10 protein-coding genes and 1 pseudogene are annotated in these 11,501 nt (G+C 61.3%); 10 read left to right on the top strand and 1 reads right to left on the bottom strand.

The window, feature by feature from the left end; translation table 11 throughout:
- Positions 1-80: 80 nt before the first annotated feature.
- The 10 genes and pseudogenes from FLQ44_RS25265 to FLQ44_RS10510 all read left to right on the top strand — a co-directional run.
- A pseudogene (locus FLQ44_RS25265) lies at positions 81-1,394 on the top strand (acetyl-CoA carboxylase biotin carboxylase subunit); the annotation flags it as partial.
- Positions 1,392-2,048, top strand: a complete 657-nt coding sequence (locus FLQ44_RS25270; RefSeq protein ID WP_439144919.1) for an acyl-CoA carboxylase biotin carboxyl carrier protein subunit — start codon at positions 1,392-1,394, stop codon at positions 2,046-2,048. The pseudogene FLQ44_RS25265 and the gene FLQ44_RS25270, both read left to right, overlap by 3 nt.
- Positions 2,049-2,328: 280 nt before the next feature.
- Positions 2,329-3,216, top strand: coding sequence for a hydroxymethylglutaryl-CoA lyase (locus FLQ44_RS10475; protein ID WP_147694343.1), 888 nt, complete (start codon positions 2,329-2,331; stop codon positions 3,214-3,216).
- A 219-nt stretch (positions 3,217-3,435) separates the two neighbouring features.
- Entirely contained in the window at positions 3,436-3,975 is a 540-nt protein-coding gene (locus FLQ44_RS10480; RefSeq protein ID WP_147694344.1) for a hypothetical protein, read from the top strand.
- Positions 3,976-4,052: 77 nt separating this feature from the next.
- On the top strand, positions 4,053-5,504 hold the full coding sequence (locus FLQ44_RS10485; RefSeq protein WP_147694345.1) for an O-antigen ligase family protein: 1,452 nt from the start codon (positions 4,053-4,055) through the stop codon (positions 5,502-5,504).
- Positions 5,505-5,540: 36 nt separating this feature from the next.
- Positions 5,541-6,782 carry an outer membrane beta-barrel protein gene (locus FLQ44_RS10490; RefSeq protein ID WP_170252937.1) on the top strand — a complete coding sequence of 414 codons (1,242 nt, stop codon included), beginning with the start codon at positions 5,541-5,543 and terminating at the stop codon, positions 6,780-6,782.
- Between the two features lie 78 nt (positions 6,783-6,860).
- Entirely contained in the window at positions 6,861-7,388 is a 528-nt protein-coding gene (locus FLQ44_RS10495; RefSeq protein ID WP_147694347.1) for a polysaccharide biosynthesis/export family protein, read from the top strand.
- A 41-nt stretch (positions 7,389-7,429) separates the two neighbouring features.
- A complete protein-coding gene (locus FLQ44_RS10500) occupies positions 7,430-9,658 on the top strand; it encodes a GumC family protein (protein ID WP_147694348.1) in 2,229 nt (742 codons plus the stop codon).
- Between the two features lie 9 nt (positions 9,659-9,667).
- Positions 9,668-10,420, top strand: a complete 753-nt coding sequence (locus tag FLQ44_RS10505; protein WP_147694349.1) for a tyrosine-protein phosphatase — start codon at positions 9,668-9,670, stop codon at positions 10,418-10,420.
- Positions 10,417-11,064 (top strand): tetratricopeptide repeat protein, encoded by a 648-nt coding sequence (locus tag FLQ44_RS10510; RefSeq protein WP_147694350.1) that lies wholly within the window; start codon positions 10,417-10,419, stop codon positions 11,062-11,064. Before FLQ44_RS10505 ends, FLQ44_RS10510 begins: the two co-directional genes overlap by 4 nt.
- A 102-nt stretch (positions 11,065-11,166) precedes the next feature.
- Here FLQ44_RS10510 and FLQ44_RS10515 read toward each other — a convergent pair whose 3' ends face one another.
- Positions 11,167-11,499, bottom strand: coding sequence for a VanZ family protein (locus tag FLQ44_RS10515; RefSeq protein WP_240801250.1), 333 nt, complete (start codon positions 11,497-11,499; stop codon positions 11,167-11,169).
- Positions 11,500-11,501 lie beyond the last annotated feature (2 nt).

Genomic DNA, 11,501 nt, shown 5'->3' on the forward strand with positions numbered 1-11,501 from the left:
CCATGCACGCCTACCCTACCCCTTGCGCCAGCCGCGCTGCGGCCAACCCTGCACCCGCTGCCCCACAGGAAACCCGCCCCATGTTCAGCAAGATCCTTATTGCCAACCGCGGCGAGATTGCCTGCCGTGTCATCAAGACTGCCCGTGCCATGGGTATCCGCACCGTGGCGGTGTATTCCGACGCCGACGCCAACGCCCGCTTTGTGAAGCTGGCCGACGAAGCCTGGCGCCTGGGCCCGGCACCAGCGGCGGAATCCTACCTGAAGGCCGGGCTGATTCTGGACATTGCCCGCCAGAGCGGCGCCCAGGCCGTGCACCCCGGCTATGGCTTTTTGTCCGAGAACGAAGACTTTGCCGCCGCCTGCCACGCCGCGGGCATTGCCTTTATCGGCCCACCGGCCAGCGCCATTGCCGCCATGGGTAGCAAGTCTGCCGCCAAGGCACTGATGGAAAAAGCCGGCGTACCGCTGGTACCCGGCTACCACGGCGACGAGCAAGCCCCCGCCTTTCTGCAGGCGCAGGCCGACGCCATGGGCTACCCGGTGCTGATCAAAGCCAGTGCCGGCGGTGGCGGCAAGGGCATGCGCATTGTGGAAAAGAGCGCCGATTTCGAAGCAGCCCTGGCCAGCTGCCAGCGCGAGGCGCGCGCCAGCTTTGGCGACGACAAGGTGCTGGTAGAAAAATACCTGACCCGCCCCCGCCACGTGGAAATCCAGGTATTTGCCGATAGCCTGGGCGGCTGCGTGTACCTGTTCGAGCGCGACTGCTCGGTGCAGCGCCGCCACCAGAAAGTGCTGGAAGAAGCCCCGGCGCCGCACCTGCCCGCCGATACCCGCCGCGCCATGGGCGAGGCCGCCGTGGCAGCCGCCCGCGCCGTGGGCTACGAGGGCGCCGGCACCGTGGAATTCATCATGGACGTAGACAGTGGGCTGTTCTATTTCATGGAAATGAACACCCGCCTGCAGGTAGAGCACCCGGTGACCGAAATGATCACCGGCCAGGACCTGGTAGCCTGGCAGCTGAAAGTGGCCTGCGGCCAACCTTTGCCGCTGGCGCAAAACCAGCTGCAGATACACGGCCACAGCATCGAGGCGCGTATTTACGCCGAAGACCCGGACAAAGGCTTTCTGCCGGCCACCGGCACCCTGGTGCACCTGGCGCCGCCACCGGAAAGCGACTGCGTGCGCGTGGATACCGGCGTGCTGCAGGGCGACAGCATCAGCCCCTTCTACGACCCGATGATCGCCAAACTCATCGTGTGGGGCGAAAGCCGCGAAGCCGCGCTGCAGCAGCTGGACGCCGCGCTGGCGGCCTACCAGGTGGTAGGCGTGACCACCAATATCCGCTTTCTGCGCCGCATTGCGGCCAACGTGGACTTTGCCAGCGGCAATGTGGATACCGGCCTGATAGCCCGCCACCACGACAGCCTGCTGCCCGCCCCAGCAGCGCCCACCGCCACGCAGCTGGCGCTGCTGGCCCTGGCCGAAGCACTGGCCAGCAGCAGCACGGGTAACGATGCCTTTGGCACGCTACAGGGCTGGCGCCTGAATGGTACCCACAGCCGCAGTATCGGCTTCGAGCTGGGTGATACCCGTCACACCGTCACGCTGCAGCAGCACCCCGGCGGCTACCGCATCGAGGCCGCCGGCAGCACGCTGCAGGCACAGGCCACCCTGCACGGCCGCACACTGCGCGTGACGCTGGATGGTAAACAGTTGGCCGCCACCGTGGTACGCCACGGCAGCCAACGCGTGCTGTTTGCCGACGGTGAACGCGTGGCAGTGGACTACGTTGACCCCTACGCCTTTAGCGACGCTGGCGTACACGGCGAAACCCACCTCAAGGCCCCCATGCCCGGCCGCGTGGTGGCGCTGGTGGCTAGCGCTGGCGCCCGCATCGCCAAAGGTGAGCCGCTGCTGATTCTGGAAGCCATGAAGATGGAACACACCATCACCGCCCCGGCCGACGGCGTGGTGAAGGCGTTCTACTTTGCCGCTGGCGAGCAGGTAGGCGATGGCGACGAGCTGGTGGATTTCGAGGCGGATTAACTGCCTATTGGCCACGAAAACACACGAAAAGCACGGACAAAGACAAAGCGCCCTTGAATAACGGGTGGCAACAACGTGCTGCCGCGATGGTTTTCTTCAGTGTCTTTCTGTGTGCTTCCGTGGCGATAAACAGGTTTTTTCTTTGCCACGGACACACACCAAAGGCAGGGGCAAGAACAAATACACAGTGCCCTTGCCTAAGGGATGGCAGCCACATGCTGCCGCGATGGTTTTCTTCAGTGTCTTTCTGTGTGCTTCCGTGGCCAAAAAGGATCAAAAAATGACTCACGTCAAGATTGTGGAAGTCGGCCCGCGTGACGGGCTGCAAAACGAAAAACAGACCGTGCCACTGGCGGTAAAGGTCGAGCTGATTCAAAGGTTGGCCGCCAGCGGCCTGCTGAACATTGAAGCCGGGGCATTTGTGTCGCCCAAATGGGTGCCGCAGATGGCGGACAGCGACGAGGTGCTGCAAGCGCTGCAGCTGGATGGCACGGTGAACTACCCCGTTCTGGTGCCCAACGACAAGGGCATGGACGCCGCGCTGGCAGCAGGCGTGCGCGAGATTGCCGTGTTCGGCGCGGCCAGCGAAGTGTTTAGCCAGAAGAACATCAACGCCAGCATTGCCGAAAGCCTGCAGCGCTTCGAATCGGTAATGAAGCGTGCCGCTGCGGCCAAGGTACGCGTACGCGGCTATGTATCGTGCGTGGTGGGCTGCCCCTACGAAGGCGCCATCGCGCCGCGCAAGGTGGCCGAGGTGGCCAGCGCGCTGTACGACATGGGCTGTTACGAGATTTCGCTGGGCGACACCATTGGCGTGGGCACGCCGGACAAAGTGACCGCCATGCTGGACGCCGTGACCGAGCTGGTACCGGTAGAAAAGCTGGCCGGCCATTTCCACGACACCTACGGCATGGCCATTGCCAATATCCACACCGCGCTGCAAGCCGGCGTGCATACCTTTGACAGCTCGGTGTCCGGCCTGGGCGGCTGCCCGTACGCCAAGGGGGCTTCCGGCAATGTGGCTACCGAAGACGTGGTGTATTTGCTACACGGCCTGGGCTACCACACCGGGGTGGACATGGGCACGCTTGTAGAGGCCTCGCACTTTATTGCTGCCGCACTGGGCAAGGCCCCGGGCTCGCGCCTGGCGCACGCCTGGCAGGGGTGAATGCGCAATAATGACAAAGCATTAATACGCAAGTACTTAATAAAAAACCCCATCATTTTGCAGCAACAATTTAATATAAAAAATATTAATGTAAACAAGCTTTTAGCCGGTGCACCGCGGCAAGATTTATTGCCATCTTGCCTTGCCAAGTTTGTTTTGCCACCGTATCATGCAAGCATATCGATAAGTTCATGCTCTAGATGAGCAGGAGAATCAACCATGACCAAGAAATTTATTCTTGCTGCAGCCCTGGTGGCATCCGTGTCGTTTGCAGCCACTTTCTCTGCCGACATGACTCCGGCTCAAGTACAGGCACAGATCGCAGAAGCCGTTGCCAAAGGTGAGCCGGTAGATGCACTGATCACCCAAGCTCTGGCTGCCAAGCTGGACGCTTCGGTAGTAGCTGCAGCCGCAGTCACTGCCGGTGCCAAGCCTGCACAAATTGCCAGCATCATGACCAAGGCTGGTGTTGACGCCCAAGCCGTAGCCAGCGCCCTGGTGGCTGCTGGTGTAACCCCGCAAGCAGCCGTAGGCAGCCTGCAGGCAGCTGGCGCAGACGCCAACACCCTGGTGCAAGTAGCTTTGGCACAAAACGTAGACCTGAACACCGTGGTAGCACCTACTGCTGCCGGCCCGGCACCTACCCAGGCAGCCGCACAGCCTACCGGTATCGGCTCGTTTGGCAATAGCCCTGCTCTGTCCTTCCCTTCCAGCCCGACTCTGGGTGGTGGTGGCGGCAGCGGTGTAAGCCGCAGCTAAGCCTGAACCGGCGCTGCTACACAAAAAACCGAACGCAAGTTCGGTTTTTTATTGCCTATTGTTGATGGAGAAACCGCATGCTGCGGACACCACACCTGCCAAAGCTGGCCTGGTGGCTGTTTTGCCTGACCCTGGTACTGATGCCGCTGCCGCTAGGCGGCAACCGCTCATGGGTGCTGCTGATTATCGCCCCCGGCCTGCTGGCTATCTGGGGCCTACTGCTAGCCAGTGACAGCAGCCGCCACCAGCTAGGCCAGGCTATCGGCCAGAGCAAGTTTCCCCTGGCCTGCCTGGCAGGCATTGCCCTGCTGCAAACCCTACAAACCCTTACCCTGCCGGCAAGCTGGCTGGCTACCGTGTCGCCAGGCCTGGCTACCCTATGGCAGGGCCAGGGCAGCCTGTCGCTAGACCGTTTCAACACCCAGCTGTATGCCACGCTTACCCTGTGCTACACCTCCGCCTTTATATTTATCCAGTACTTTGCCCTGCAATCTGCCCGGCTGATAAAGCAGCTGCTGCTAGTACTGGTGCTGGCGGGCATTTTTCAGGCCGTAGCCGGTATCTACCTGTACTCGGTTAATGCCGACTACACGCTGTTTTACTTTGCCCTGCACCATGTGCGCACCATTGGCACCTTTACCTACCACAACCACTACGCCTTTTACCTGGTGATGGCGCTGTGCCTGGGGCTGGGGCTGATCATGGCCGAGCCCGCCACGCAGCAAAACGGCGGCTGGAAACAGCAGTTCAACAAGCTGCTGGCCTTTGTGGAAAGCCGCAAAATGCTGCTGCGCCTGGGGCTGATCGTCATTGTGATAGCGCTGGTGCTGACCAAATCGCGCATGGGCAATGCCGCCTTTTTTACCGCCCTGCTGGCCAGCATGGCCGTGTACCTGGCACTGGTAAAACCGCGCAATAAAAACCTGCTATGGCTGGTAGCCAGCGTGGTGATTATCGATATCGTGGTACTGGGCAGCTGGGTGGGGCTAGACAAGGTAGCCGAGCGCATAGGCAATACCGCCCTCAGCAAAGACAGCGCCACGCTTAGTGCCATGATACGCGGGCAGGAAAACAGCCCGGAATGGCCACGGGATGAATCGGTAGAAACACGTATGCTACCTGCCGATTATGCAGTAAACATTATCAAAGACTACCCAATCACCGGCACCGGTGCAGGCACATTCTATACAATTTTCCCGACATATAAACCTGCTACTGTAAACCAATACTACGATCATGCACACAATGATTATGTAGAGTTGCTTACAGATCATGGATTTATCGGTATTTCCCTGTTCGCCGCTCTTGTCCTGTGTGTCATAGCACGTACAATTGGGGTACTAAGGCATAGAAAATCGGCGCTAGCGAAAGGCCTTGCTTTCTCTACGATCATGGCATGTTGCGCTGCACTATTGCACAGCCTGGTGGATTTCAACCTGCAGGTTCCCACCAATGCCATGCTGTTCACCTGCATTTTAGGCTTGGGCTGGAGTGCCGGTTTCATCGAGCGGCCAGCCCGGCAGCTTTAATATCTGAATTTTTATCGAATAATGTGGAGCCCCACCATGTACAAACTCACCCCTATGGCTCTGGCACTGTCGCTGCTGAGTGGCTATGCCGTGGCGCAATCTGCCCCTAATGCTGCCATTCCGCAGCAGCACGATATCTATAAATCCTTTGACACCTACAAGCCTAACGAGCAAGCCGACCCGGACGGCGCCATGCGCGTGGGTAACTTTTTCCTGTACCCGCGTGTAGGCGTAAGCGTAGGCCACGACGACAACGTTACTGCCGTAAACAGCAAAAAAGTGTCGTCTGCGGTATGGAACCTGAGCCCGGCAGCCCTGCTGGAACGCACCAACGGTGGCGACCGCTACACCCTGGGCTACAGCGGCTCGTATACCCAGTACGCCAACAGCAGCAACGACAACACCGATCTGCATGAATTCCAGGGCCAGGCCGCCGTGCAGTACGACGACCGCCTGAACACCCTGTTCCGCGCAGGTGTACTGCTCAGTGCCGACCCACGCGAAACCACCGACCGCGCCAGCGCTGCCAAGCCGGACGAGTTCCGCAATAGCTACACCGGCTACCTGGTAGGCTACGGCGCACCAGAAGCCCAAGGCCGCCTGGAAGCGGAAATCAACTACAACAACAAGCGCTACACCAATAACCGCGCCACCACAGCAGACGGCGATTTCGCCGCGCTGGATACCGCCGGCCGCTTTTACTACCGCGTAGCCCCCAACAGCAAAGTGTTTGTAGAAGGCCGCTACACCGACTACGACTACAAGCTGGCCAGCCCGGACCAGGACAGCACCGAACAGCGCGTGCTGCTGGGCGTCACCTGGGAAGCCACTGCTGCCACCCAGGGCACCGTGAAGGCCGGTAACCTGAAAAAAGACTTTGCCCAAGCCAGCCGCCGCGACTTTAGCGGCCTGACCTGGGAGGGTGCCGTACGCTGGTCGCCAGTGGAATACTCGGTAGTAGACCTGAACACCCGCCGCGCTACCGATGATTCCAGCGGTACCGGCGACTACATCAAGCGCAGCAGCTACGGCCTGCAGTGGAACCACAAGCTGACCGACCTGTTCTCTACCGTACTGGGCTACACCTACACCGATTCCAAATACGTAGGTGCCACCCGCCACGACAAGAACAAGAGCTACAAAGCCGGCGTAGCCTACGACGCCCGCCGCTGGATGAAGGTATCGCTGGAGTGGACCACGGCAGACAACAACTCCACCGTGCAAGACAAAAGCTTCAAGCGCAACGTGATCATGCTCAATACCCTGATTGGACTGTAATTCATGGCCCTGAATGCCTTTCAACGTAGCTCTACGCTGAAATGCTGGCTGTCTGCATGCCTGCTCGCTGTAGCAGGCATGCAGCCTTTGGCAGCCAGTGCCCAGACTACCCTGCAAGTGCCTGCCAATGCCGCCAGCCTGTTTTCCACCTACCAGCTGGGTGCGGGCGACATGCTTACCATCCGCGTGCTGGGCGAGCCGGAACTGACACTGGAAAAAATCCGCCTGACCGACGCCGGTACGCTGTCTTACCCAGTGCTGGGTGAAATACGCCTGCTGGGCCTGACCGTAGGCGAGCTGGAAAAAATCATTACCGACGGCCTGCGCGGCCGCTACCTGAAAAACCCGCAGGTATCCGTGCAAATGGACGAATACCGCCCGTTTTACGTAAACGGCCTGGTAGAAAAACCGGGCAGCTACCCCTACCAGCCAGCCCTTACCGTGCGCAAAGCCGCCTCTATTGCTGGCGGGCTGAAGATACGTGCCTCGGTAGACAAGGTTTATGTGATTCGTGCCAACGACAAAAACCAGGACGCCATCAAAGCCGATATGAACACGCCCATCTACCCGGGCGATACGGTCATTGTGGAACAAAGCTTTTTCTGATCGAAATGCTGATAGTGCGCTAAACCGCGCGGAGATACCGAATGTCGCTTTTTGGTGAAGAAACCAAACCCCAAGCCCAGGCCGCCAAGCCTGCGCTGCTGCTGCAGGACAACGACCAGCAGCACACCTCGCCCCTGCTGGAATACTGGCGCATAGTCAACGCCAAAAAATGGGGCATTCTGGCCCTGGGCGTAGCCGTAGCTGCCGTAGCCCTGGTCACCACCCAGGCCATGCGGCCAACCTACCGCGCCACCGCCGAAGTACTGATAGAAGCCAACAAAGCCAAAGTACTGTCTATCGACGAGGTATACGGCGGCGTAGGCAGCAACCGTGAATACTTCCAGACCCAGGCCGAAATCATGAAATCGCGCGAGGTAGCCCTGCGCGCCATCAAGAAACTGAAGCTGTGGGAGCACCCCGACTACAACCCGCGCCTGGAAAAACCGCCAGTACACCAACCGGTGCTGGACATGCTGGGCATGGAGCGCAAGCCGCAGCCACAGTGGAACGAAGACCTGCTGGCCGCCGCCGTATACCAGCAAATCGCCCTGGGTAAAGACCTGAATATCGAGCTGGTACGCCTGAGCCAGCTGGTAAACGTGTCGTTTGATTCTACCGATGCCAAAATCGCCGCCGACTTTGCCAACGCCGTAGGCGAAGCCTACATAGAGAACGACCGCGAAGCGCGCTTCAAGATGACCCAGCAAGCCAGCGACTGGCTGCAAAACCGCACCAAGAGCCTGCGCGAAGCCCTGGAAACCTCCGAGCGCAAACTGCAAGGCTACCGCGAGCGCGCCGGTGTAATTACCGTAGACGCCAGCAACCAGTTTGGTACCGGCAAGCTGATTGAAGAAGTAACCCAGCGCCTGGTAGAAGCCCGCATGCGCCGTGCCGAAGCCGAAAACGCCTACAACCAGATACGCGGCGGCAAAGTGCAAGACCTGGGCTCGCTGCCTGCCGTGATCCGCAACCCGCTGGTAGCCGAAGCCAAGAAACAGCTGGCCGACGCCGAGCGCAAACACGCCGACATGTCGCAGCGCTATGGCCCGGAACACCCGCGCATGGTGCAGGCAGAAGCCGAGCTGCAATCGGCACGGGATAGCGCCAAGCGCCAGATCAACAGCATTGTGGCCAGCGTAACCAACGAGTACGAAGTAGCCCGCGCCACCGAGCGCAGCCTGGAAGGCACCCTGGGCCAGGCACGTGGCGGCGCGCAAACCGACAACCGCAAAAACTTTGAGCTAGCCGTACTGGAACGCGAAGTAGCGTCCAACCGCCAGCTGTACGACATGTTTGTGACCCGCGCCAAAGAAACCGCCGCCTCGCAAGACCTGCAAAGCAGCGTTGGCCGCATCGTAGACAGCGCCGAAGTACCCGAAAAACCGGTAGCGCCGAAAAAAGCCCAGGTCACCCTGATGGCCTTTGTACTGGCCCTGCTGCTGGGTGCTGCCACCGCCCTGCTGCGCGCCCGCCTGGACAACACGCTGAAGCTGCCGGCCGACGTGGAAAGCAAGGTAAAACAGCCACTGCTGTCTACCTTCCCCATGCTGGACAAAAAACAGCGCCAGCAAGCTGCCCTGCTGAGCCAGCAAGACCCGCACACCCCGTTTGCCGAGGCCGTGCGCACCGCCAAAACCGGCGTGCTGCTGTCTGATATCGACCAGGAACGCCGTGTACTGCTGGTAACGTCCAGCGTGGCGGGCGAAGGCAAGACCACCACGTCTTGCAACCTGGCGCTGTCGCTATCGCAAAACAAACGCACCCTGCTGATAGACGCCGACATGCGCCGCCCGTCGGTAGCCGCATCGCTGGGGCTAGACCCGCACGCCGCCGGCCTGTCCGACCTGATAGCCGGTACCAAACAGCTGGCCGACGTACTGCAACAGCTGCCAAACAGCCAGGTAGACCTGATCAGCGCCGGCACCCTGCCGCCCAACCCGCTGGACCTGCTGCTGTCGCGCCGTTTTGACGAGCTGCTGGCCACGCTGAAACAGCAGTACGAAATGATCATTATCGACAGCGCACCGTGCGAAATGGTCAGCGACGCAGTAGCCCTGGCACCCAAAGCCACCGGCCTGATCTATGTAGTACGCGCCGGTGAAACCGCCGCCCCGCTGGTAGTAAAAGGCACCCGCCGCCTGCAACGCGCCGGTGGCCACCTGCTGGGCATTGTGCTGAACGGCGTAGACCTGAAACAGGCCGAACGCTATGGCGACTACGGCACCTACGGCCAGTACTACGGCAACTATGGCGCCCCCGCCAAAAAGTAAGGCCCCCGCGTGATAGACGTACACTGCCACCTGCTGCCGGGCGTAGATGACGGCCCGGCAGACCTGGCCGCCGCCCTGGCGCTGGTAAAAGCCAGCGCCAGCAACGGCATACGCCAGGCCATCTGCACCCCGCACATCTACCCCGGCCGCTGGGACAATGGCTACGCCAACCTGCAGCCCGCGCTAGACCAGCTGCGCCAGGCCATGGCTGCGGCCAACCTGGCACTGGAGATAAAGCTGGGGGCAGAGGTGCGCGTGTGCGACGAGCTACCGCAGCTGATACAAGCCGGGCGCATCCCCATGCTGGGGCATGTAAACGGCTACGACATCCTGCTGCTGGAAATGCCGGACCACCAGATACCCGCCGGCCTGTGGCAGCTCATACCCTGGCTAATGCGCCACAAGGTACGCCCGCTGATCGCCCACCCCGAGCGCAACAAAGCCGTGATGAGCGACCCAAGCCAGGCCAGCCGCCTGCACCGCGCCGGCTGCTGGCTGCAAGTGACCACCGGTGCCCTGCTGGGCAGCTTTGGCAGCCGCGCCCAGGCCACCGCCGAGCAGCTGCTGGAAGAAGACCTGGTGTACCTGGTAGCCACCGACACCCACAACCTGAAAGCCCGGCAGCCCAATATGGCCCAGGCCCACCAGTGGCTAAGCCGCCGCTTTGATAGCGGCTACGCCGACATGCTCACCACCGAGCACCCCGGCCTGCTCTACCACAGCACCCCCACCAGCATACCCACCCTGGAAGACACACCATGAAAGCCGCCGCACCCTACGCACTGGCCCTGGCCATGGCAGGCTGCGCCGCCCTGGTGCTACCCGGCGCCCTGCGCACCGCCTGGCAAGACCTGGCGCTGGCCAAACCCCGCGCCACGCTGGAACGCGCCACCGCAGACCAGCAAACCCCGCTACTGCTGGAAGAAGCCGTAGACATAGAGCGCCAGCTCACCCAAGCCAGCCTGGACAGGCAGCCCCCGCACCACCAGATACTGGACAACCTGGCCACCCTCTACACCCTGCGCACCCTGCGTGCAGGCCGCGTAGCCAGCGTGCAAGCCTATATGGCCGAGCGGGCCGAAAGCTACTACCGCCAGTCGCTGGCGCTGCGCCCGGTAAACGGCCGCGCCTGGGCCAATATCGCCCTGCTGCGCATCCTTACCGGCGACCAGGGCGCGGTATACCAGCAGGCCCTGGCCACCGCCCTGCGCCAGGCACCTAGCGACTACAGCGTAGGCCGCAGCCTGCTGCTGGCCACCCTGCCGTTTGAAAACAAGCTGCCACCCGCCAGCATGGCGTTTGCGCGCCAGGTATACGCACAGCAAAGCGAGCCGGCACAAAAGCAGCTGCAACACCTGCTAAAGCAGATACCTGGCCCCACCGCCCGCCAGCTGCGGCAACCCTAGCGGCCAACAGCAGCACAAAACAAACCGCCCCGGCCTGCACATGGCAAACCGGGGCGGTTTTTATTTAGCTATAGCGCGCTAATGGCCAGCAGGCAGCCCCTGCTACTGCAAGCGGGCGGCCCGCCTGCGCTGGCAATACGAGCCAGCCCAGCACAGCAGCAGCCCGCACAGCAGGCCGGCCAGGTCTGCCAGCCAGTCTTCTACCGACGCCACACGGCCCGGCAGCAGCGACTGGTGCCACTCCTGCCCTGCCCCCACCGCCATACCCAGCAGCGCCAGCGCCAGGCAGTGCCAAAAGGTTGGCCGCAGCGCCCAGCCCGCCACCGCCAGCGCCAGGCCGTAGACGCTGGCATGCACCAGCTTGTCGTACGGTGCAGGCACCATGGGCAGCAGCAGCAAATGCTGGCACCAGAACAGCAGCGCCACCAGTACCATTA

Source organism: Vogesella mureinivorans (assembly GCF_007644035.1).
Classification (GTDB): domain Bacteria; phylum Pseudomonadota; class Gammaproteobacteria; order Burkholderiales; family Chromobacteriaceae; genus Vogesella; species Vogesella mureinivorans.

What these genes read in the sequence shown, in the direction of transcription:
- FLQ44_RS10510 (WP_147694350.1), top strand. Translation starts at nt 10,417, where the DNA reads ATGAAAGCCGCCGCACCCTACGCACTGGCCCTGGCCATGGCAGGCTGC.
- FLQ44_RS10485 (WP_147694345.1), top strand. Translation starts at nt 4,053, where the DNA reads ATGCTGCGGACACCACACCTGCCAAAGCTGGCCTGGTGGCTGTTTTGC.
- FLQ44_RS10475 (WP_147694343.1), top strand. Translation starts at nt 2,329, where the DNA reads ATGACTCACGTCAAGATTGTGGAAGTCGGCCCGCGTGACGGGCTGCAA.
- FLQ44_RS10495 (WP_147694347.1), top strand. Translation starts at nt 6,861, where the DNA reads ATGCAGCCTTTGGCAGCCAGTGCCCAGACTACCCTGCAAGTGCCTGCC.
- FLQ44_RS10500 (WP_147694348.1), top strand. Translation starts at nt 7,430, where the DNA reads ATGTCGCTTTTTGGTGAAGAAACCAAACCCCAAGCCCAGGCCGCCAAG.
- FLQ44_RS10490 (WP_170252937.1), top strand. Translation starts at nt 5,541, where the DNA reads ATGTACAAACTCACCCCTATGGCTCTGGCACTGTCGCTGCTGAGTGGC.
- FLQ44_RS10480 (WP_147694344.1), top strand. Translation starts at nt 3,436, where the DNA reads ATGACCAAGAAATTTATTCTTGCTGCAGCCCTGGTGGCATCCGTGTCG.
- FLQ44_RS10515 (WP_240801250.1), bottom strand. Translation starts at nt 11,499, where the DNA reads ATGGTACTGGTGGCGCTGCTGTTCTGGTGCCAGCATTTGCTGCTGCTG.